Source organism: Nocardioides sp. CPCC 205120 (genome assembly GCF_048654585.1).
Lineage (GTDB): Bacteria > Actinomycetota > Actinomycetes > Propionibacteriales > Nocardioidaceae > Nocardioides.
Genome location: NZ_JBMCYY010000001.1, coordinates 793453 through 814329, shown reverse-complemented (window position 1 = coordinate 814329; position 20877 = coordinate 793453). Strand labels below are relative to the sequence as shown.

General features: G+C 75.3%; 18 protein-coding genes. 12 read left to right on the top strand and 6 right to left on the bottom strand.

Translation table 11 applies throughout. The features are described 5' to 3' along the window. Positions 1 to 11: 11 nt before the first annotated feature. On the bottom strand, positions 12 to 686 hold the full coding sequence (aat, locus tag ACOACO_RS03820; protein WP_420294924.1) for a leucyl/phenylalanyl-tRNA--protein transferase: 675 nt from the start codon (positions 684 to 686) through the stop codon (positions 12 to 14). A gap of 33 nt (positions 687 to 719) precedes the next feature. Between aat and ACOACO_RS03815 the strand changes: the two genes are divergently transcribed. Then, a complete protein-coding gene (locus tag ACOACO_RS03815) occupies positions 720 to 1430 on the top strand; it encodes an EcsC family protein (RefSeq protein ID WP_420294923.1) in 711 nt (236 codons plus the stop codon). Here the strand turns inward: ACOACO_RS03815 and ACOACO_RS03810 are convergent. Then, positions 1418 to 2626: a hypothetical protein gene (locus ACOACO_RS03810; protein ID WP_420294922.1), complete on the bottom strand. Its 1209-nt coding sequence runs from the start codon at positions 2624 to 2626 to the stop codon at positions 1418 to 1420. The genes ACOACO_RS03815 and ACOACO_RS03810 overlap by 13 nt on opposite strands. A gap of 139 nt (positions 2627 to 2765) precedes the next feature. On the opposite strand from ACOACO_RS03810, the gene ACOACO_RS03805 reads away from it, so the two are divergent. Beyond that, the gene (locus ACOACO_RS03805; protein WP_420294921.1) at positions 2766 to 3332 is read left to right on the top strand and encodes a TetR/AcrR family transcriptional regulator; all 567 of its coding nucleotides are present in this window, start codon (positions 2766 to 2768) and stop codon (positions 3330 to 3332) included. 73 nt (positions 3333 to 3405) lie between these two features. Continuing rightward, on the top strand, positions 3406 to 4062 hold the full coding sequence (locus tag ACOACO_RS03800; RefSeq protein WP_420294920.1) for a LysE family translocator: 657 nt from the start codon (positions 3406 to 3408) through the stop codon (positions 4060 to 4062). Positions 4063 to 4083: 21 nt separating this feature from the next. Here ACOACO_RS03800 and ACOACO_RS03795 read toward each other — a convergent pair whose 3' ends face one another. Both ACOACO_RS03795 and ACOACO_RS03790 read right to left on the bottom strand, forming a co-directional pair. After that, on the bottom strand, positions 4084 to 4788 hold the full coding sequence (locus ACOACO_RS03795; RefSeq protein ID WP_420294919.1) for an SWIM zinc finger family protein: 705 nt from the start codon (positions 4786 to 4788) through the stop codon (positions 4084 to 4086). Then, the gene (locus tag ACOACO_RS03790) at positions 4785 to 7616 is read right to left on the bottom strand and encodes a DEAD/DEAH box helicase (protein WP_420294918.1); all 2832 of its coding nucleotides are present in this window, start codon (positions 7614 to 7616) and stop codon (positions 4785 to 4787) included. Before ACOACO_RS03790 ends, ACOACO_RS03795 begins: the two co-directional genes overlap by 4 nt. Before the next feature lie 80 nt (positions 7617 to 7696). Here ACOACO_RS03790 and ACOACO_RS03785 point away from each other — a divergent pair, with 80 nt between their 5' ends. From ACOACO_RS03785 to ACOACO_RS03775, 3 genes are all read left to right on the top strand, one after another. After that, entirely contained in the window at positions 7697 to 8203 is a 507-nt protein-coding gene (locus ACOACO_RS03785; protein ID WP_420294917.1) for a glutathione peroxidase, read from the top strand. 280 nt (positions 8204 to 8483) lie between these two features. Further along, a complete protein-coding gene (locus tag ACOACO_RS03780; RefSeq protein ID WP_420294916.1) occupies positions 8484 to 10457 on the top strand; it encodes a glycosyltransferase in 1974 nt (657 codons plus the stop codon). After that, positions 10454 to 11827 (top strand): acyltransferase family protein, encoded by a 1374-nt coding sequence (locus ACOACO_RS03775; protein ID WP_420294915.1) that lies wholly within the window; start codon positions 10454 to 10456, stop codon positions 11825 to 11827. The genes ACOACO_RS03780 and ACOACO_RS03775 overlap by 4 nt, the downstream gene beginning before the upstream one ends. A 66-nt stretch (positions 11828 to 11893) precedes the next feature. Here the strand turns inward: ACOACO_RS03775 and ACOACO_RS03770 are convergent, their stop codons facing one another. Beyond that, a complete protein-coding gene (locus ACOACO_RS03770; protein ID WP_420294914.1) occupies positions 11894 to 14056 on the bottom strand; it encodes a RecQ family ATP-dependent DNA helicase in 2163 nt (720 codons plus the stop codon). Positions 14057 to 14264: 208 nt separating this feature from the next. Further along, positions 14265 to 14735, bottom strand: a complete 471-nt coding sequence (locus tag ACOACO_RS03765; RefSeq protein WP_420294913.1) for a hypothetical protein — start codon at positions 14733 to 14735, stop codon at positions 14265 to 14267. Between the two features lie 74 nt (positions 14736 to 14809). On the opposite strand from ACOACO_RS03765, the gene ACOACO_RS03760 reads away from it, so the two are divergent. The 6 genes from ACOACO_RS03760 to ACOACO_RS03735 all read left to right on the top strand — a co-directional run bounded on the left by ACOACO_RS03760 (position 14810) and on the right by ACOACO_RS03735 (position 20631). Then, positions 14810 to 15268, top strand: a complete 459-nt coding sequence (locus tag ACOACO_RS03760; RefSeq protein WP_420294912.1) for a DUF6226 family protein — start codon at positions 14810 to 14812, stop codon at positions 15266 to 15268. A gap of 178 nt (positions 15269 to 15446) precedes the next feature. Continuing rightward, positions 15447 to 15971 (top strand): hypothetical protein, encoded by a 525-nt coding sequence (locus ACOACO_RS03755; protein ID WP_420294911.1) that lies wholly within the window; start codon positions 15447 to 15449, stop codon positions 15969 to 15971. A 70-nt stretch (positions 15972 to 16041) separates the two neighbouring features. Next, on the top strand, positions 16042 to 16686 hold the full coding sequence (locus ACOACO_RS03750; protein ID WP_420294910.1) for a copper chaperone PCu(A)C: 645 nt from the start codon (positions 16042 to 16044) through the stop codon (positions 16684 to 16686). Continuing rightward, positions 16683 to 17978 (top strand): Dyp-type peroxidase, encoded by a 1296-nt coding sequence (locus tag ACOACO_RS03745; RefSeq protein WP_420294909.1) that lies wholly within the window; start codon positions 16683 to 16685, stop codon positions 17976 to 17978. The genes ACOACO_RS03750 and ACOACO_RS03745 overlap by 4 nt, the downstream gene beginning before the upstream one ends. Then, entirely contained in the window at positions 17975 to 18547 is a 573-nt protein-coding gene (locus tag ACOACO_RS03740) for a copper resistance CopC family protein (RefSeq protein WP_420294908.1), read from the top strand. Before ACOACO_RS03745 ends, ACOACO_RS03740 begins: the two co-directional genes overlap by 4 nt. After that, positions 18544 to 20631, top strand: a complete 2088-nt coding sequence (locus tag ACOACO_RS03735) for a cytochrome c oxidase assembly protein (protein WP_420294907.1) — start codon at positions 18544 to 18546, stop codon at positions 20629 to 20631. The genes ACOACO_RS03740 and ACOACO_RS03735 overlap by 4 nt, the downstream gene beginning before the upstream one ends. Positions 20632 to 20877: the final 246 nt, after the last annotated feature.

The following is a 20877-nucleotide window of genomic DNA, read 5'->3' as shown; positions in this document are numbered from 1 at the left end:
CGGCGGGTGCGTCAGTCCCGGAACGCCGCGGGCAGCGGCAGCCCCAGCGCGGCGTCGAGCCGGTCGGCGTACTCGTGCCGGTCGATCTCCACCACCCCGAGGCTCGCCAGGTGCGGCGTCTGCCACTGCACGTCCAGCAGCCGGGGCGCGGGCAGCTCGTCGGCGTCGCGCGCCAGCAGCTCGACGAGGGCCACCAGCGCCACCTTCGACGCGTCGCGGCGCCGGTGGAACATCGACTCCCCGGCGAACAGCCCGCCGGTGGCGACGCCGTACAGCCCGCCGACCAGCTCGCCGTCCTGCCACGCCTCGACCGAGTGGGCCCAGCCCAGCTCGTGGAGACGCTGGTACGCCGCGGCGATGCGGTCGTCGATCCACGCGCCGGTACGACGCGGGTCGGCGCACGCCTCCACCACCTCGGCGAACGCGGTGTCGACGCGCACCTCGAAGTCGCGCATCGAGCGGCGCAGCGACCGGCTGACCCGCAGCCCGTCGAGGGGCAGCACGCCCCGGCGTACCGGGGAGAACCACCAGACGTCGTCCTCGTGCGGCATCGGGAAGAGCCCCGTGCGGTACGCCGCGAGCAGCGTCCCCGGCTCGAGGTCCGCCCCGGCGCCCACCAGGTCGTCGTCGGGGGCCGTGCGGGGGTCGCCGAAGTCCCAGAAGGAGGGCGGGGGTTCGACGGGCACCCGTCCAACCTAGCCATCCGTAGGATCCGGACCATGGGGATCAAGCAGAAGCTCGGCTCGGCGGCGGCCGCCCAGGTGCCGGCCGTGGCGCCCAGGCTCACGTCCAACTTCGTCCGCCAGGCGCTGGCCCGGGCCGTCGACGGCGTGGGGCCGCTGAAGCCCGCCTCGGTCACCGCCCAGCAGGTGCTCGACGAGCACGACGGTGACGTCGAGGCCGCCGTGAAGGCGGTCATCGAGAAGCACGTCCGACTCGCCGGCGCGCAGGGGTTCCTCACCAACATCGGCGGTCTCGTGACGGTCGCCGTGACCATCCCGGCGAACATCACGGGCCTCGCCGTCATCCAGTGCCGGATGATCGCGACCCTCGCCCACCTGCGCGGCTACGACCTCGCCGACCCGCGGGTGCGCAACGCGATCCTGGCCTGCCTCATGGGCCCGGCCGAGGTGGACCGGATGCTCAAGAAGAAGCGGCTGCCGGCCCCGCCGATGGCGCTCGCGACCGCGCCCCACCACGACCCCGAGCTCGACCTGAAGATCTCGAACGAGGTCGCGACCGACCTCATCTCCCGCGTGGTCGGCAAGCGCCTCGCCGTCACGATCGGCCGGCGCGTCCCCGTCGTGGGCGGCGCGGTGGGCCTCACCGCCGACGGCATGTCGACGTGGAAGATCGGCCGCTACGCCGCCAAGGAGCTGCGCCCGCGCCCCGGCGGGTCGGCCACCGGCGGGTCCGCTCAGAAGGCGTAGATCGCGACCCACCCCTCCCGGCCACCGGCCGGGACGTCGGTCGTGGCCGTGTCGGTCACGGTGATCGCGTAGGTGCGCACCTCGGCCTCGAACGCGCACGTCTCGGAGTCGTAGGGGCCGGCCGCGGCGTCGGCCGAGCACACCACGGCACCCGACGGGTCGCGGACCTCGACGGCGAGGTCGCCGTCGTACAGAGAGATGACCTCGAGGCTCAGGGTGCCGGCGCTCGCGACCGTCACCGTGCCGGTCCACGTGCCGGGGGCGCCGTCGGCGTACGTGAGCTGCTCCTGCGGCAGGTAGTACTCCCCGTCGAAGGTCGCCCGCGCCGGGGTGCCCGGCGTCTCGCCCGCGTCCTCCTCGACCTCCTCGAGCGCGAGGTCGGGGGCCTCGACCACGACGAGCTGGTCGCCGTGCAGCGGGCACTCGTCGCCGTCGCCGCACCCGCCGGCGACCATCCCCGCCGGCAGCGCGTAGGTGCCGCCGAGGTCCTGGTAGACCGCCACGCCGGCCTCGCGCCCGTCCGCGATCCCCACGGGGTCGCCCGGGGCGAGGCGCTCGGCGTCGACGACGTCCACGAGGACGGGCAGCGTCGCCGGCGCCCCCGGCCCGTCGACGGGCACGACCACCACCTGCTCGCCGTCCGCGGGCACGGTCCACGCGACGTACCCGTCGCCCTCGCCCCACCCCGCGAGCAGCTCGAGGCCGCCGTGCTCGTAGTCGGGCGAGGCGACGCCCTCGGCCTCCGTGTGCAGCAGGACGACCTGCCCCTTGTCGGCCTCCAGCACCAGCTCGGCCTCGCCGTCGACGACCTCCAGCTCGTTGACCGCGCCCAGCTCGATGCCGCCGTCACCGTCCGCGGCGACCGGCCGCTCGTCACCGTCCGCGGCGTCGTCCTGGCCGAGGACGAGCCACACCGCCCCGCCCGCCACCGCCGCCAGCACGACGGCGAGCGCGACCCAGCCCGCCACCCAGCGGGCGCCGACGCCCGAGCCGCGGGGCTGCGGCTGCGGGGGCACCGGGAACGCCGGGGACTGCGGGTACGCCGGGGGCTGCGGGTGGGCCGGCTGCGGCGGTGCCCAGGCGGGCGCCGGCGTGGGCTGGCGCCGCACGTTCGTCGCGTCCGTCGGCGTCCCGCACACGGCGCAGAACGCCGAGGACAGGGGCCGCTCGCTGCCGCAGACCGGGCACGTCTCCATCGGTCGTCCTCCCGCACACCGGGCCCGCCGCGCCCTCCGGCGGCCGTCACCCGGGCGGCACCGTCCCCCGGCGCGCCCCCGCTGACACCTCGCGCGGCGGTGAGGCACGTCGCTGGTGAACGAGCACTAACCTGACCCCGTGACCGCCGCCCCCACCCGCCGCGAGCAGATCCTCGCGACCGCCGCCGAGCTGTTCGCGGCCCGCGGTTTCCACGGCGTCTCGGTCACCGACATCGGCGCCGCGTGCGGTGTCTCCGGGCCCGCGCTCTACAAGCACTTCGCCTCGAAGGACGCCGTGCTCGCCGAGATGCTCGTCTCGATCAGCGAGGAGCTGCTGGCCAACGGCCGCGCCCGCTCCGACGGCGCACCCGACGCCGCCGGCGCCCTGGCCGCGCTCGTCGAGCACCACCTGGCGTTCGCGCTCGGCAACCGGGCGCTCATCGTCGTGCAGGACCGCGACTGGTCGTCGCTGCCGCCGGAGGCCCGGGAGCGGGTGCGCACCCTGCAGCGGGCGTACGTCGACGTGTGGGCCGCGCGGCTGCGGGAGCTCGACCCCCGCCGTACCCACGACGCGGCCCGCGCCACCGCCCACGCCGCGTTCGGCCTGCTCAACTCGACGCCGCACAGCGGCCTGCTCGACGACGAGGCGATGCGCGCGCTCCTGCGGGCGATGGCCCACCGCGCACTCGGGCTGCCCGCGGCCTGAGGCCCTCACCCCGCGACGCGTCCGTCCCGGAACCGGCTCGCGCGCGGGGGCGCGGACGGCGCACACTGCGGGCATGCCGTCGCAGCACCAGTGGGTCGCGTTCCTCGTCGCCGCCCTGCTCTTCATCCAGCTGCCGGGCCCGAGCCTGCTCTTCACCATCGGCCGCGCCCTCACCGTGGGCCGCCGCGACGCGCTGCTCTCCGCGCTCGGCAACGGGATCGGCGTGCTCGCCCAGGTGCTGCTCGTCGCCGTCGGCCTCGGGGCGGTCGTCGCCGCGAGCGCCACCGCCTACACGGTGGTCAAGGTCGCGGGCGCGGGGTACGTCGTGTGGCTGGGCGTGCAGGCCGTGCGCCACCGCGCCGACGCGCGGCGGGCGCTCGAGCCCTCCGCGGACGGACCGGCCGGGGCGTCCGCGGTGCCCGTGCGGGCCTCGGCGCTGCGGTCGCTACGCATCGGCGTCGTCGTCGGCGCGACGAACCCGAAGACGCTGGTCTTCTTCGTCGCGTTCCTGCCCCAGTTCACCGGCGCCGGGCCCGCGGGGCCCCAGGTGGCGCTGCTCGGCCTCGCCTTCTGCGTGCTCGCCGCGGCGTCGGACTCGGTGTGGGTGCTCGTAGCCTCGCAGACGCGCACGTGGTTCGCGCGCCGCCCCGAGCGGCTCGACGGGCTGGGCGCCGCCGGCGGGGCGCTGATGATCGGGCTCGGCACGTCGATGCTCGTCGCGGAGCGCTGAGGTCCACCCGCCCCCGGGCCCTCACCAGCTCTCCGGCACCCGCCCCGCCTCGATCTCGCGCAGCAGCCGCGCGGCACGCAGGGCCGCGTCGGCCGCCACGTCGAGCACGTCGGGGTCCTCGCCGCCGCTCGCCCCGCCGCTCCCCTCGTCATCTGACGCGTCCCCGGACCCCGTGCGGGCGTGCAGCCGCGCGAGCAGGTCCTCGCGGTCCAGTCCGCGCAGCGCCAGCAGCACCAGGGGGTCGTCGGCCACCAGCCACCCGACCTGCACGAGCACCGCGAGGGCGTGGGCGCAGGGGTCGAGGGAGTGCGGGCAGGTGCAGGTGGCGGCGAGCTCCCCGCCGTACGGGAGCAGCTCGACGCCCAGCTCCTCCGCGTCCTCGACCAGCCGGTGCGGCAGGTCCCCGGCGAGCAGCGCCGCGACCCGGCCCGACTCCGCCGCGACGGCGTCGACGAGGGCGTCGCGCTCCGGCGTGGCGAGCACCGGGACGTCGACGGTGACCGTCCAGGCGTCGTCGTCCTCCCGCACGGCGGCGAGCACCGAGCCGGCCCCGACGGTGATGCCGCCGACCTGCCCGGCGCGGGCGAGGCGCTGGCCGGCCCGCAGGTCCCGCTCGGAGAACGCGGCCTCCTCCACCGCCCGCGTCCACGCCTTGGCCCACCACGGCTGCCGACCGCCGGCGCGACGCGGCGCCAGCCGCGGGTGGGTCGTGCGGGCGGTGGTCACCCCGGCTCCCCCACGGCGCCGGCCTCGGGGGTACGCCGCAGCGTGACGAGGTCGCGCAGGTCGGCGTCGTCGAGCTCGGTGAACGCGGCCTCGCCGCGGGCCAGGACCGCGTCGGCCAGCGCCCGCTTGCGGGTGAGCAGCTCGGCGACGCGCTCCTCCACGGTGCCGCGCGTGACGAGGCGGTGCACCTGCACCGGCCGGGTCTGGCCGATGCGGTAGGCGCGGTCGGTCGCCTGGTCCTCGACCGCCGGGTTCCACCAGCGGTCGAGGTGCACCACGTGGTCGGCGCGGGTGAGGTTGAGCCCGGTGCCGCCGGCCTTCAGCGACAGCAGGAACACCGGTGGTCCGCCCGCCTCCGGGCCGGCCTGGAAGGCGGCGACCATCCGCTCGCGCTCCTTCACCGGGGAGCCGCCGTGGAGCAGCTGGTGCGGCACGCCGGTGGCGGCCAGGTGCTGCTCGACGAGGCGGGCCATCGCGACGTACTGGGTGAAGACCAGCACCGACGACCCCTCGGAGACGATCGTTGCGACCAGCTCGTCGAGCAGCTCCAGCTTCTCCGAGCGCCCGGCGATGCGGCCGTTCGACTGCTTGAGGAAGTGCGCCGGGTGGTTGCAGATCTGCTTGAGCCCGGTGAGCATCGCGAGCACGAGGCCGCGGCGGGCCTCGGTGTCGGAGCGCTCGATGCGCTCCATGCAGTCGCGCACGTAGGCCTCGTAGAGGACCACCTGCTCGCGGGTGAGGTCGAGCAGGTGGTCGGTCTCGGTCTTCGGCGGCAGCTCGGGCGCGATGCCCGGGTCGGACTTGCGCCGGCGCAGCAGGAACGGGCCGATGAGGTCGGCGAACTGGCGCGCCTTGCTCGGCTCCGCGCCCGACTCGATCGGCGCCGCCCACACCTTGCGGAAGGCGTTGCGGCTGCCGAGCAGGCCGGGGATCGCCCAGTCGAGGATCGCCCACAGCTCGGTGAGGTCGTTCTCCACGGGCGTGCCCGTGAGGGCGACGCGGGCGTCGCTGGTGAGCTGGCGCAGGGCGCGGGCCGTGCCGGAGGCGGGGTTCTTGACGTGCTGCGCCTCGTCGGCGACGACGAGCCCCCAGTGCTGCCCCGCCAGCGTCCGCGTGGGGCCGGTGACGTCGCTGCGCAGCGTGCCGTACGTCGTGAGCACGAACCCCGGGTCGTCGCCGAGCCCGGCCTCGAGCGAGCGCGCGCTCCCGTGGAAGCGGCGGACCGGCACGTCGGGGGCGAAGCGGCGGATCTCCGCCTCCCAGTTGCCGAGCAGGGAGGTGGGGCAGACGACGAGGGTGGGCCCGGTGGCCAGGCCCTGCTCGACGCGGTGCAGGTGGAGCGCGATGAGGGTGAGGGTCTTGCCGAGCCCCATGTCGTCGGCGAGGCAGGCGCCGAGCCCGAGGCCCGTGAGCTCGGCCAGCCAGGTGAGGCCGTGGCGCTGGTAGTCGCGCAGGGTGGCCCGCAGCCCGGCGGGCGGGTCGACGGGCTCGCGGGTCGCGGCCTCGAGCAGCCGCTCGCGCACCTTCAGCAGCGTGGCGCCCACGACCACCTCGGCGGGCGCGTCGTCGACCTCCACCACGCCGGTGAGCGCGGCCGCCAGCGCCTGGGCGGGCTTGACGGTGCGCACGAGGCGCTTGCGGGCCCGGCGTGCCACCGTCGGGTCCACCACGGTCCAGGAGCCGCGCAGCCGGATGATCGGCGACGCGGCCCGGGCCAGCTCGTCCATCTCCTCGTGGGTCAGCGCCTCCCCGTGGAGCGCCACCTGCCAGGAGAACGCGAAGAGCGCGTCGGGCCCGAACAGGCCGTCGTGGAGCAGCTCCTCGCGGGGGCCGGTCGAGCGGGGCCGGTGGTCGAGCACCGCCCGCGTCGTGAGGTCGGTGCCGAGGCTGCGGGGCCACAGCACGTCGACCCCGCGCTCGCGCAGCGCGGCCACGCCGTCCTCCAGCAGGCTCGCGATCTCGTCGGCGTCGAGCGTGATCTCGTCGGGCACGGCCAGCTGGGCGAACCGCTCGAGCACCGGCCAGGCGGTCGCCGCGTCGCGCAGCGCGATCGTCGCGTGGGTCCGGGCGCGGGAGCCGAACCCGTGCTGGCCGCCCTCCCCCGCCCACAGCAGGGCGGCGTCGCAGAAGCGCAGCGGGTCGCGCTCGTCGTGCACCTGCAGCACGAGGCGCACGGCCCCGGCGACCAGCTCCTCCTCGTCGGCCTCGACGCGCAGCGACAGGGTCACGAGCTGGGCGAGCGACGTGTCCTCGGCGCGGGCCGAGCGGGCCTCCGCGATGCGCGCGCGCAGGCGCTCGGAGAAGTCGCTGCGCCGCGGCGGCGGGCCGGGCGTGGTCGTCGGCGTGCCCACCCCCGGCGAGCGCGGGCTCCCGGAGCCACCCGGGCTTCCGGGACTGCCGGGGCTGCCGGGCCGGCCCGACGCGCCGCTCGGCGGGGTGCGCGGCAGCGTGTCGGTGACGGCGTCGAGCACGGAGCGGGCGAGCGCGAGGGCGTCCTCGGGCGCGAGGTCGTCGTGGGCCCGGGAGCGGGCGAGCATGACGAGCCGGTCGTGGTCGTCGGCGTCGGGGTCGGCGCGCCAGGCGTCGCCCCGCTCGTCGGGGGCGAAGCGACCGGCGGCGACCATCCGGACCGCGAGCAGCGCCGCCCCCGCCAGCAGCCCCACGCTGGGGTGGGCGGCGGCGTCGGACTGCGCCCGCGTCAGCACCGGCAGCGCCGCCCGCAGCGGCAGCTCCACCTCCCGCCCGCGCCCGGTGAACACCACCGCGCTCGCCCGCGGCGGCTCGGCGGCGCGGAACGTCGCCGGGCCGGACAGGGGGACGAAGCTCAACGCAGACCTCTCGGGCGCTCGCGGTGCAGGGCCCGTCGAACCTAGCGGGGGGCGCCGACAGGCGGCGTACGCTCACCGGCATGAGCCTCCTCGACACCCCGATCGCCCGCCTGGACGGCACGCCCGCCACCCTCGGCGAGCTCACGGGCGGGCGCCCCGCCCTGCTCGTCAACGTGGCCAGCAGGTGCGGTCTCACGCCGCAGTACTCGGCGCTCGAGCAGCTCGCGGAGACGTACGCCGACCGCCTCGCCGTCGTGGGCCTGCCGTGCAACCAGTTCGGCGGCCAGGAGCCCGGCAGCAGCGAGGAGATCGCGGAGTTCTGCTCGGCCACCTACGGCGTCTCGTTCCCCCTCACCGAGAAGGTGGAGGTCAACGGGGCGGGCCGGCACGCCGTGTACGAAGCGCTCGTGGGCGCGCCGTACGCCGACGCCGGCGGGTTCAAGGAGAGCCCCGAGCCGGGCGACGTGCAGTGGAACTTCGAGAAGTTCCTCGTCGACGCCGACGGCTCCGTGGTCGCGCGCTTCTCGCCGACCACCACCCCCGACGACCCGGCGGTGCTGGCCGCGGTCGACGGGCTCGTCGGCTGACGTCACGCCCCGGGGGCGTGGTGCTCGTCACCGTCGGTCCCCTTTACCCGCACAACGGCGCGGTATTCGCGTTCGACCTCAAGAATCTGTCTAGACCGAGCAAAGAAATCCCGTTCCGACCCCGAACCTCCGCTCAACTGCTCCGTTGATCCGTCCGGTGGCCGTGTGCCGCGCCCGCGACGAGGCGGGTCCCTGAGGGAGCAGGGCCGGTTCGAGCCGAGCGTGATCCGCTCGTCGACCCGGGTGGCCGCAGGGCGCCACGACTCGGGGAGGTCCACAGATGTCGAACGACGTCGACACCTCGGCGATCGCCGAGGATCGGCTCCGCCAGCACCTGCAGGTGCTGAGCGGCAGGTTGGTCCCGGTGGACGCCGACACCGTGCACGGCGAGCGGCCGGAGCCGCGACCGGCGGCTGCGCCGCGCTGGCTCGACCGCGTGCCGGGCATCCCCTGGCGCCGGTCCGGTGAGTCCCTCGTCGCGGTCATCGACCCCGTCTGGGTCGCCCCCGGCACGACGTCGGCCTCGCTGCACGCGAGCCAGGAGGTCATCGCCGACGTCGCGGAGCAGCTCGGCGTGCACCTCATCGAGGGCGAGCGCATCCAGGCCACCCCGGACGGCCTGCTCGTGCTGCGCCTGCACCACACCGGTCACGGCGCCCGCCCGATCCGCCTGCAGGAGATGGCGTACCACACCCTCGAGGTGCTGAACCGGCTCGGCCACAGCACGCGGCGCATCGAGCTCGGCGTCGGCTGGGCCCCGATCACGCCCCGCAGCCCGGAGGAGCGCGCCGTACGGATGGCCACCGAGGGCGCCCGCCACTCAGTGCGCCAGCGCGACTTCCAGCCCGTGCGCCGCCACGCCGACGAGCGCGAGCCCGTCATCTCCCGCCGGACGTTCACCATCCAGATCCTCATCGCCACGGTCGGCGCGTTCCTGCTGCCGCTGGGGCTGCTGTTCCTCACCTACGGCCTGGGCCTCGACATCTCGGGCGTCGTCTACTGGGTGGTCGTCGCCTCCCTGACCCTCACCGCGACGGCGATCTGGGCGGAGTGCTTCACCGCGCTCGACCCGCCGATGCTGCCCGAGCTGCCCGAGGAGCTGCGGGACGTGACGCCCCCGCCCGCGACGGCGATCATCGCGGCGTACCTGCCGAACGAGGCCGAGACGATCCTCGACACCCTCGACTCGTTCCTGGACCAGGAGTACGCCGGGGGGCTGCAGGTGATCCTGGCCTACAACACCCCGGAGGACCTGGCGGTCGAGGACGTGCTGGCGACCCTCGACGAGCAGCACCCGAACCTGACGGTGCTGCGGGTGCACGACAGCACCTCGAAGGCGCAGAACGTCAACGCCGCCCTGCGCTTCGCCACCGGCGAGTTCGTCGGCATCTTCGACGCCGACCACCACCCCATGCCGGGCGCCTTCTCCCGGGCCTGGCACTGGATCGCGAACGGCGCCGACGTCGTGCAGGGCCACTGCGTCATCCGCGAGGCCGACACGCTGCTCGCGCAGACCGTGGCGGTGGAGTTCGAGCAGCTGTACGCCGTCGCCCACCCGGGCCGCACGATCCTGCACGGCTTCGGGATCTTCGGCGGCTCCAACGGCTACTGGCGCCGCGAGACCCTCGAGCAGATCCGGCTGCGCGGGTCCTACCTGACCGAGGACATCGAGTCGTCGATGCGGCTGCTGCTGGCCGGCGGCAAGATCGTCAACGACCCGGGCCTGGTCAGCCGCGAGCTGGCCCCGGCCGACGTCACCGGCTGGTGGCGCCAGCGGCTGCGCTGGGCGCAGGGCTGGTTCCAGGTCTCCCTGCGGCACCTGTGGCCGCTGCTGACGAGCCGGGAGCTCGGCTGGCGCCGCCGCCTCGGCGTGCTGTTCCTGCTGGCGTGGCGCGAGGCGTACCCGTGGCTGGTGCAGCTGGTGTGGCCGCTGATGGTCTTCCTCGCCTGGCGCGACCAGGGCATCGACCTCAGCTCGCCCATCTTCTTCTTCCTGTCGCTCTACATCATCAGCTCCGGCGCGGTGCAGACGATGGTGGCGTGGCGCGTCTCCGTGCCCGAGGTACGCCGGCACGGCTGGTGGTTCGTGCGTGCGGCGCTGCTCAACGTCGTCATCTACACGGGCGCGAAGAACCTGGTGAACCGGGTGGCCCACCTCAAGCAGATCCGCGGCGAGCGCGTCTGGGTCGTCACGGCCCGCAGCGCCGCCACCGACCCGTCCCGTCCTCTCTCCCACGACCGGAGCGCCGCATGAGCACGCAGACCCCGGCCGCACCCGGCTCCCAGGGGCTGGCCAGCCCGACCCAGACCGGATTCGAGAAGGCCGACGCGTCCGCCGGCATCGGCAAGACGCGCGGCACGAGCGGCGGCGGCCGCGCCATGTACCCCCTCGGCTGGCTGCGCGGCATCGCCGCGCTCGCCGTCGTGCTGGTGCACGCCTACATGTGGAACCGGACCGGGCCCACGCAGGCGTGGCCGCTCGAGGGCGTCGGGCACCAGCTCATGTACGGCGTCGACATGTTCGTCGACATGTTCTTCGTGCTGTCCGGCTTCGTCATGTGGCTGCCGCTCGCGGCGGCGGCGCTGTCGGGGCGGCCCGGCCGCTCGGGCGCCCTGACGCTCGCCAAGCGCCTGGCGCGGATCCTGCCGCTCTACTGGGTGCTGACGATCATCGTGTGGTCGTGGAGCAACCCGAACCTCCCGGGCCACTGGAAGGACCTCGTCCTCCACCTGACCTTCACCCACGTCTACAGCGACGAGTACATCTTCTGGACCAACGGCCCGGCGTGGACGCTCGCGGTCGAGTTCCACTTCTACGTGCTGGTCGCGCTGCTGACGCCGCTCATCCACCGTGCGGTGACGAAGGCCCGCACGAAGGACGACCGCATCGCGCTCGCCCTCGGCGTGCCCCTGCTGATGATCGTGGTCGGCCTGCTCTACATCGCGTGGCTGACCCAGGTCCGCCGCCCGGAGGTCACGGACTGGTCGCTGGTGTTCTCCCCCGTCGGCAAGGCGACCGACTTCGGCATCGGGATGCTGCTCGCGGTGTTCACCGTGGCCGGCATCCGGCTGAGCCGGCCGGTGCGCGCAGCGTGCGCCATCCTCGGCTCGACCTTCGTGCTGGCGCTCGTCATCGTGCGGCCGATCGACACGCTGCAGCAGGAGTGGTGGCACCCGGCGTACGCCCTCGGCGTGGCCGTCTTCATGGCCTCGATCGTGCTGCACGGGGGGCCGTGGCCGCGGGTGCTGTCGTGGGGTCCGCTGGCCTGGGTCGGTGGCCTGGGCTACGCGATCTACCTGACCCACGAGCCCGTCATGCGGTGGGTGGGGAGCATGGGCCTGCTGCCCGACCGGGCCCCGGGCTACGTCTTCCTCCTGACGGCGGTGATCGTCGCGATCCCGACCATCTTCGTGTCGTGGCTCAGCGCCCACACCGTGGAGCTGATCGGCGTACAGCTGCTGGCGACCGTGGACAAGAACGGCCGGCCGCGCAACTACTACCCGCACCTGCCGGCCGAGCCGCCGGCGCCGCGTCGCGCGAAGGTGCCCGCGGTGGTCAAGCAGCGCCCGCGCACGTCCCCGGCGGCCGCGCTGGCGCGGCAGTCGCTGGCGCCGCAGCGCTGAGCGACGCCGCGTCGATCCGGTGAGCCGGGCCCGGCGACGGGCCCGGCTCGCTCAGGACTGCCCCGCTCAGGACTGCGTGGCCAGCACCAGCGGTACGACGGCGCTCGCCCCCGCCTCGAGCAGCGCGGCGGCGGCGAGCGTGAGGGTCCACCCGGTGACGACGCGGTCGTCGACGAGGAGGACGCGGCCGAGCCGCGCGTCGTCGGTGAGGTCGAGGTCGAGCCGGGAGCGGCGACGCACCGCGGCGACGCGCTGGGCGGAGTTCGCGGCGCCGGCGCCGGTCGGGATCGACGGGTCGGCGATCGTCCAGCTGCCGACGACGGGGACGCCGAGGTAGCGCGACAGGCCGGACGCGAGGTCGCGCACCAGAGTGCCGTGGGTCATCGAGTCGACGACGACGATCTGGTCCACCGCGGGGCGCCACTCGCCGAGCACCTCGACGACGGCCTGCACGAGCGGGACGGGGACGGCTCCGTCGTACGCGCCCTCGGGGCCCTCGCGGAACAGGTCGCGCAGCGCCTGGCCGTGGCCGAGGTCGGTGAGCCGGGCGACGGCGCGGCCCTCCTCGGCGGGGTTCTTGATGCGGCCCTTGAGCTCGACCCCGAGCCGGTCGAGGCCGCTGGGCCACATCTTGCGGGGCTCGATGACGACGCCGGGGCGGTCGAGGCGGGCGCGGGCCTGCTCGACGGCGGCCTCGTCGAGGCCGGAGTCGAGGGAGAGGCCGCCGCAGTTGTCGCAGCGCCCGCAGTCGCCCTCGGGGCCGTCGGGGACCGGGTCGTCGAGCTGGGAGCGCAGGAAGCGCATGCGGCACACGTCGGTCTCGAGGTAGGCGAGCATCGCCGCCTGCTCGCGCTCGCGGGCCTCGGCGACCCGCGCGTAGCGCTCGGCGTCGTAGGTCCACGGCTGGCCGGTGGACTCCCAGCCGCCCTTCGTGCGGCGTACCGCCCCGTCGACGTCGAGCACCTTGAGCATCGTCTCCAGCCGGTTGCGCCCCAGCTCGACCTCGGTCTCGAGCACGGCGGTCGACAGGGGGCGGCCGGCGGCGTCGAGGGCGTCGATCGTCTGGCGCACGAGCCGCTCGGGCGGGAACGCCAGCGAGCCGAAGTAGGCCCAGATGTCGCGGTCCTCGCGGCCGGGGAGGAGCACGACCTCGGCCTGCTCGGTGCCGCGGCCGGCGCGGCCGACCTGCTGGTAGTAGCTGACCGGGGAGCTCGGCGCCCCGAGGTTGACGACGAACCCGAGGGTCGCGTCGAAGCCCATGCCGAGTGCGCTGGTGGCGACCAGCGCCTTCACCTCGCCCGCGGCGAGCGCGGCCTCGAGGGAAGCGCGCTCGGTGGGATCGGTCTGACCGGAGTACGCCGCCACGTGGTGCCCCTGCTCCCGCAGGTGCTGCGCGACCTCCTGGGTGGCGGCGACCGTGAGGCAGTAGATGATCCCGGAGCCCGGCAGGGTCCGCAGGTGGTCGGTGAGCCAGGCGAGGCGCTGCTCGCTCGTCGGGAACCGCACGACGCCGAGGTGGAGCGACTCGCGGTCGAGCGAGCCGCGGAGCACGAGGACGGGCGCGCCGCCGGCCTCGAGCTGCTCGGCGACGTCGCGGGTCACGCGGGCGTTCGCCGTCGCCGTGGTCGCCAGCACGGGCACGCCGTCGGGCAGCTCGGCCAGCAGCGTGCGGATGCGGCGGTAGTCGGGCCGGAAGTCGTGGCCCCAGTCGGAGATGCAGTGGGCCTCGTCGACCACCAGCAGACCGGCGCTGGCCGAGAGGCGCGGCAGCACCTCGTCGCGGAACGTGGGGTTGTTGAGCCGCTCGGGCGACACGAGCAGCACGTCGACCTCGCCGGCGGCGACGCCGGTGTGGATCTGCTCCCAGTCCTCCGGGTTGGTCGAGTTGATCGTCACGGCCCGTACGCCGGCCCGCTGCGCCGCCGCGATCTGGTTGCGCATCAGCGCGAGCAGCGGGGAGACGATCACCGTCGGGCCCGCACCCTGGGCGCGCAGCAGCAAGGTGGCGACGAAGTAGACCGCCGACTTGCCCCAGCCGGTGCGCTGCACGACGAGCGCGCGGCGCCGGTCGACGGCGAGCGCCTCGATGGCCGTCCACTGGTCGTCGCGCAGCCGCGCGTCCTCGCGGCCGACGAGCGCCTGCAGGTGGCGCTCCGCCTCCTCGCGGGCGGCGGCGCGGTCGACGGTGGCGCGGTCGACGGTGGGGGCGCCCGCGGGCTCGGAGGTCATGGGTTCTTCCTAGCAGGGGTCGCCGACGGTGGTGGGGTCGCCGGGGTGCCGAGGGTCTCGCGTGCGGGCCGCCCGACGGCGGTCGGCCGCCCGGATGTCACCACTCCTCCCGGCCGGGGCCCGTCGCGGCAGGGTGGCGGCGTGGGGAGTGGTGACATCCGGCACGCGAGCGACCGGCTGACCCGCTGGCCCGATCGGGCGGCTCCGCTCAGCCGCGCGCCAGCACCGCCGCGTCGGGCACGTCGAGGTCGAGCCGGTGGCCCCGGGCCGCGAGGACGTCGAACAGCCAGTCCTCGCCGCCGTCGTCGCGCCGTACCCCGGCCTCCTCGGGCAGGGCCTCGCCCCGGTCCTCGACGACCTCGCCCTCCTGCAGCACGACCAGGCGGGAGACGTCGGGGCCGTCGACCTGGTAGGCGTGCACCTCCGCCGTGCTGCCGAAGGTCGCGGAGACCACCGTGGTGCCGAGCGAGGTGGCGAGGTCGGCGGTCTGCCCGGCCAGCTGCATCGCCGGATCGAGGAGCACGACGTGGCCGCCGGACTCGTACGCCGCGATGCCGTCGTACCAGGAGTGCGACGCCTCGTCGGTGCTGACGCTCGCGCCGGAGGGCAGCCAGCCCGCGACCGCGAGCCGGTCGACGGAGGAGTGCTCGAGGACGACGACGTGCAGGTTGAATCCCATGCCGCCCGTCCTGCCCGGCCGTGCCCGGCGGAAACCGGGAGGCGGCGAGCCGCTCGTCCACCTAGCCTCGCCGCATGGACGAGGAGACGCTGCTGGCCGCGGTCGGTGCGGCGTACGCCGTGACCGGCGCCGGCCTGCCCTCGTGGCCCGACCCGTGGACGGACGGGCCGGCGGAGGACGCCTACAGCCGAATCACGGACCCCGAGCGCTACCGCATCGTCGGGGCACGGGCCGCCGCCTGGGTCCGGGCGCTGACCGACCTGGGGCTGATGGAGGTCGCGGGGACGGACGAGGGCCCCCTCGCCTGGACCCCGGTCGACAGCCGCTGGACGGCGACGCACCTCCGCCCCCACGAGGAGGGCGCGCTCCCGCTGGTCGTCGCCGTCCGCGCCGTCGACGTGGAGCACGACAGCGTCGCGGTCGGCGTCGGAACGCCTCCCGTCTCGGTCGGGCTCGTCCCGCAGTGCGGGTGCGACGCCTGCGACGACGGTTCCGTGGCGCTGCTCGACGAGGTGGACCGGCTCTTCCTGTAGGTCGCGGCCAGCGACTACCAGCGGACCGCCGGCCGCGGCTGGTTCGTCACCACCAGCCGCTACCGGCCGGGGACGCCGGCACGACCGGCGTCGTCAGCCGCGCCTGCCGGTGCCGCCAGATGCGCCACACGATGCGGGATCGGCGGGCCCGAGCGCCTAGAATCGCCAGGTCATGCCCGTGACCGCCACCCCCCTCCGCACCCCCCGCGCGCTGAGCGCGGGCGTGCTGTGCGGCGCCGGTGCGGTCACCGCGCACGTCCTCGCCGGCGGCGCGGCACCCCCGGCCTGGCTGGCGGCCCTCGCCGTGCTGGTCGGCGTCGCGACCGCCCTCCCCCTGACCCGCCGCCGTCTCGACGTCGCCGGCCTCGCCGGTACGGCGCTGCTCACCCAGGCGGGCCTCCACCTGGCCCTGGGCCTCACGGGCCCCGCGCCCGCCCACGACCCGCTCACCATGGCGCTCGCCCACGGCGCGGCCGGGGCGGTCACCGTCGCCGCCGCGCTCGGCGCCGAACGCGCGTGGTGGCGCCTCGTCCGCGCGGCCCTGCTGCGCCTGCTCCCCCCGCTCCCGCAGCGGTACGGCGTGCCCGCCCACCCCGCGCCCCTCGCCGTCGCCGTGGGCGCGACCCCCGCGACCGCGCCCCGCCGCGACCCGCAGCTGACGCGCGGGCCGCCGCGCTTCGCCGTACCCGTTCCCACGGCCTGAGCCCCTGCAGGGGGCGGCGGGCCGCCCCTCCGCGCGTCACCGACGCGCCCCCTCACCAGGAGCAACGCACGTGAAGCGATCCACCACCACCCCGGCCCGCACCCACCTGACCCGCGCCGGCGTGGCCGCCGCGGCGGTCCTGCTGCTCGCCGGCTGCGGCAGCGACGGCAGCTCGGCCTCCGCGTCCGACGACACGTCGGCCGACGCTGCGAGCAGCAGCTCCCCGGCCGGCGACGACGCCTCCGCGACGGGCCTCAGCGTCACCGACCCGTGGGTGAAGGCCACCGACGGGGGCATGACCGCCGCCTTCGGCACGTTCGTCAACGAGACGGGCGCCGACATCACCGTCGTGGGCGCCTCCTCCGACGTCGCGGGCGTCGTCGAGCTGCACGAGGTCTTGACCGGCGACGGCGGCGCCATGGTCATGCAGCCCAAGGAGGGCGGCTTCACGGTCCCCGCCGGCGGCACCCACGAGCTGACCGCGGGCGGCGACCACATCATGTTGATGGAGCTCACCGGCCCCCTCGAGGCCGGCCAGGACGTGGCCATCGAGCTCGAGCTCGCCGACGGCGCGACCGAGACGATCACCGCGGTCGTGAAGCCCTACACGGGCGCCGACGAGGAGTACGCCGGCGGCGACCACTCCCAGCACTCCGACCACTCCGACCACGACGGCGCCGGGCACGAGCACGGCGACGACACGGGAGACCAGTGACCCGCTTCGACCGACGCCGCCTGCTGGCGACCGGTGCCGCCGCGATCGGCGGCACCGCGGTCGGCTGGGGCTCGCGCGGGGTCCGCGAGGACACCGGCGGGCCCCGGTCGGGCACGTCCGCGGACGTCATGGAGGCGTCGGGGCCGACCGGTCGCCCGACCGGCGCGGAGACGGTCGACTTCCACGGGGTGCACCAGGCGGGCATCACGACGCCCGCGCAGGCCCACCTCAGCCTGGTCGGCCTCGACCTGCTCGAGGGGCTCGGCACCGAGCACCTGGGGCGCATGATGCGGCTGCTCAGCGACGACGCCGCCCGGCTGTCGTCAGGCTCCGGGGCGCTGGCCGACACCGAGCCCGAGCTGGCGGCCGAGCCGTCGCGGCTCACCGTCACCTTCGGGTTCGGGCCCCGGGTGCTGCGGATGCTGCAGCCGGCGTACGACCCCGGCCTGGTCGACCTCCCGGCCTTCAGCCGCGACGAGCTCGACCCGGCGTGGGGCCAGACGGACGTCGTGGTGCAGGTCTGCTCCGACGACCCGGTGACGCTGGCGCACGCCCGCCGCATGCTGCTCAAGGACGCGGCGCCGTTCGCGACGACTCGCTGGGTGCAGGAGGGCTTCCGCCGCGCCCGCGGCACCGAGGCCGAGGGCACGACGATGCGCAACCTCATGGGCCAGGTCGACGGCACGGTCAACCTGCCGGCCGCCGACCACGGCCGCCTGCTGTGGAGCACCGGCGCGGCCTCGGGCTTCGACGGGGGCACGTTCCTCGTGGTGCGCCGCATCGCGATGGACATGACCGACTGGGACCGCACCGACCGCGTGGCCCGGGAGTTCACCGTCGGGCGCCGGCTCTCCGACGGGGCGCCGCTCACGGGGTCGGCCGAGCACGACGAGCCCGACTTCGCGGCCACCGACGCCACCGGCTTCCCGGTCATCGACCCGGCCAGCCACGTGGCCCGCATGCGCAGCGCCGACACCGACCAACGGTTCCTGCGCCGGGCCTACAACTACACGACGCCCGACGGCGGGGCCGGCCTCGTCTTCCTCGCCTTCGCGGCCGACGTGGAGAAGCAGTTCGTGCCCGTGCAGCAGCGGATGGACGAGCTCGACCTGCTCAACGAGTGGGTCACCACCATCGGCTCCGCCGTGTACGCCGTGCCCCCCGCCTGCGCGGAGGGCGACTTCGTCGGCCGGGAGATGCTCGGGTGGGCGCCCCCGACCGCCACGACCCCCGCGGACACCGCCGTGGGGAGCGGGGCGGACACTGGGCAGAGAGAGGAAGGTGACGCATGACCGGCTCCCGCACGGCCGTCCTGCGACTGCTGGCCGCCGCGCTCCTGGTGCTCGCACCGCTGGCGCTCGCCGCCCCGGCGCAGGCCCACGCGTCGCTCGTGTCGTCGACGCCCGAGGACGGCGCCACGCTCGACGGCGCGCCCACCGAGGTGGCGCTGCAGTTCAGCGGCGAGGTCCGCGCCCCGGCGTACGTCGTGGTGACCGGCCCCGCCGGTGACGTCGTCGACGGCGACCCGGTGATCGACGGCGACACCGTCACCCAGCCGCTCGGCGACGGGATCGAGGGCGGCTACACGATCGCCTACCGCGTCGTCTCCGAGGACGGCCACCCGATCTCGGGGCAGCTGACCTACCAGGTCGGGACGGGCGGCCCGGCCGCCCAGGACCCGGCCGCCGGCGGGGCCGCGGAGCCGGGGGCCGACGCGACCGCGACGGTCACCGTCGAGGCGGCCGCCGATGACGAGGAGGGCTGGTGGCAGCGCCACGGCGAGCACGTGTGGGTCTTCGGCGGCCTGCTCGTGGTCGCCGCCGCCCTGCTCGCGGTGGCCCTGCGGAGGGAGCGGACGTGAGCACCGACCAGGCCGGACCCCGCACCGAGCGCCCCCCGGGCGCCGGCGCGACCGGCACCCCGGAGACGCCGGGCACCCCGGGCACCCCCGGCACCCCCGGTACGCCGCAGCGCGAGCGCCGCGGCCTGCTCCCGGCGGCCCTCGGCGCGCTCGTGGTGGGCGCGGCGGCGATGTGGCTGCTGCTCGAGCTGGCCGGCGGGGCCCCGCAGGCGCCGCCCGCAGGCATCCCCGACCCCGGCGCCCTGACGGGCTGGGCCATCCCGGCGCTCGAGATGGTCGGTCACGTGGCCGCGGTGGCGGTCGTCTCCTGCTTCCTCGTGCCCCTGCTGGTGGCGAAGCGGCTGGGCGACGAGCTCGGCCGCGTCGGCCACCGCGCCACCCGCGCGGCGACCTGGGCCGGCCTGGTCTGGCTCGTCGCGGGCCTCGTGCAGGGCGTCTTCACCGTCTCGGACCAGCTGGCCGTCCCCGTCGGGGACCTCGCCTGGATCGACGTCCGCAGCTGGTTCACCCAGGTCAGCCAGGGCCAGGCCGCCGCCACGCAGGCGGTGATGCTCCTGGTGCTCGTCGTGCTGTCCCGCTGGGTCGCGACCGCGCGGGAGGTGGGCGGCCTGCTGGGCCTGGCCCTGCTCACGCTGGTGCCGCCCGTGCTCACCGGCCACTCGGCGTCGTCGGGCTCGCACGACCTGGCCGTCGTCTCCATGGTCGTGCACGTGCTGGCCGCCGTCGTGTGGGTCGGCGGCGTCGTGGCCCTGTGGTGGCACCTCGCCGACGCCCCCAAGGTGCGCGGCCGCGCGGCCCGCCGCTTCTCCGCCATCGCCGCATGGTGCTTCGGCGCCACCGCCGCCTCGGGCGTCGTCAACGCCTGGGTGCGCGTCGACGGCGACTTCCTCGGCACCGGCTACGGCCGCGGCGCCCTGGCCAAGATCGCCGTCCTCGTCGTGCTCGGCGTCGTGGCGTGGGCCGCCCGGCGCCGCGTGGTGGCGGGCATCGACGACGACGCCGCGGGCCGCCGTACCTTCTCCCTGCTGACCGGCGTCGAGCTCGTCTGGATGAGCGTCGCGTTCGGCCTCGGCGTCGCGCTCTCGCGCACGCCGCCGCCCGTCGGCGAGCCCTACGCCTCCGGCGCCGAGGCCCTGCTCGGCGGCCCGCTGCCGCCCGCCCCCGACGCCGCGAACCTGCTGTGGTCGTTCAACGCCTCCGGCGTGGGGCTGCTCGTGGTCGTCGGCGGCCTCGTGGCGTACGGCGTGGGGCTGCGCACCCTGCACCGGCGCGGCGACGCCTGGCCCGTCCTGCGGACCGTCGCGTTCGTGGCCGGCATGCTCGTGATCGCCTACGCGACGCTCGGCGGACTCGGCACCTACAGCCACGTCCTGTTCAGCGCCCACATGGTCAGCCACATGCTGCTGTCGATGGTGGCGCCGATCCTGCTCGTCGCCGGCGCTCCGGTGAACCTCGCTCTGCAGGCGCTGCCCGGCAGCGACGTGCGCGGCGGGCAGGGGCCCCGGCAGATCCTCGCGGCCGTGCTGCAGAGCGGGCCGGCGCGCGTGCTGTCCCACCCCGTCGTCACCGCGCTGCTGTTCGTCGCCAGCCTGTACGGCGTCTACTTCACCGGCCTCTTCGGCTGGATGATGGACAACCACCTCGGCCACGCGTGGATGGAGCTGCACTTCCTCATCTCGGGCTACCTCTTCTACGAGTCGCTCGTCGGCATCGCGCCCGTCCCGCACCGCCTGCCCTACCTGGGCCGGCTGGGGATGCTGCTGGTGGTCGCCCCGTTCCACGCGTTCTTCTCGATCGCGCTCATGTCGAGCACCACCCCGGTCGGAGGGGACTTCTACTCCCGCCTCAAGCGGCCCTACGCCACCGACCTCGTCGCCGACCAGGAGCTGGGCGGCTCGCTCTCGTGGGCCATCGGGGAGATCCCCATCCTCATGGTGGTGCTGATCGTGCTGGCCCAGTGGTTCCGCCACGACCGGGTCGAGTCGAAGCGGCACGACCGCCGCGAGGCGAGCAGCGACGACGCGGAGCTGCGGGCCTACAACGAGCGCCTCGCGCAGATCCGCGAGCACGACGGGTCGCGCTGACGCGCGGCTGGTAGCGCTCCTCCTGCGCTATTGGACGGTCGGCTCAGAAACGACGGGGCCCTGCACTTGTGATCCGTAGATTGCGGTCACGGGTTCTGACCCGTGTTCTGAACGGTCCCGAGGCGGCGATAGGAGGAGGGTCAGAAACGAACAGAACTGACCCTCTGTTAGACCTCTACAAGGTCCGCCCGGGCGGAGGTCTACGCGACCGCTCATCCCGCTCGACGGGGCCGACGCAAGGACTGC

Bases quoted from the DNA above. Each gene is read 5' to 3' on its own strand.
- ACOACO_RS03770 (WP_420294914.1), bottom strand. From the start codon at position 14,056: ATGACCTCCGAGCCCGCGGGCGCCCCCACCGTCGACCGCGCCACCGTC.
- ACOACO_RS03785 (WP_420294917.1), top strand. From the start codon at position 7,697: ATGAGCCTCCTCGACACCCCGATCGCCCGCCTGGACGGCACGCCCGCC.
- ACOACO_RS03775 (WP_420294915.1), top strand. From the start codon at position 10,454: ATGAGCACGCAGACCCCGGCCGCACCCGGCTCCCAGGGGCTGGCCAGC.
- ACOACO_RS03810 (WP_420294922.1), bottom strand. From the start codon at position 2,626: ATGGAGACGTGCCCGGTCTGCGGCAGCGAGCGGCCCCTGTCCTCGGCG.
- ACOACO_RS03800 (WP_420294920.1), top strand. From the start codon at position 3,406: ATGCCGTCGCAGCACCAGTGGGTCGCGTTCCTCGTCGCCGCCCTGCTC.
- ACOACO_RS03815 (WP_420294923.1), top strand. From the start codon at position 720: ATGGGGATCAAGCAGAAGCTCGGCTCGGCGGCGGCCGCCCAGGTGCCG.
- ACOACO_RS03765 (WP_420294913.1), bottom strand. From the start codon at position 14,735: ATGGGATTCAACCTGCACGTCGTCGTCCTCGAGCACTCCTCCGTCGAC.
- ACOACO_RS03760 (WP_420294912.1), top strand. From the start codon at position 14,810: ATGGACGAGGAGACGCTGCTGGCCGCGGTCGGTGCGGCGTACGCCGTG.
- ACOACO_RS03780 (WP_420294916.1), top strand. From the start codon at position 8,484: ATGTCGAACGACGTCGACACCTCGGCGATCGCCGAGGATCGGCTCCGC.
- ACOACO_RS03740 (WP_420294908.1), top strand. From the start codon at position 17,975: ATGACCGGCTCCCGCACGGCCGTCCTGCGACTGCTGGCCGCCGCGCTC.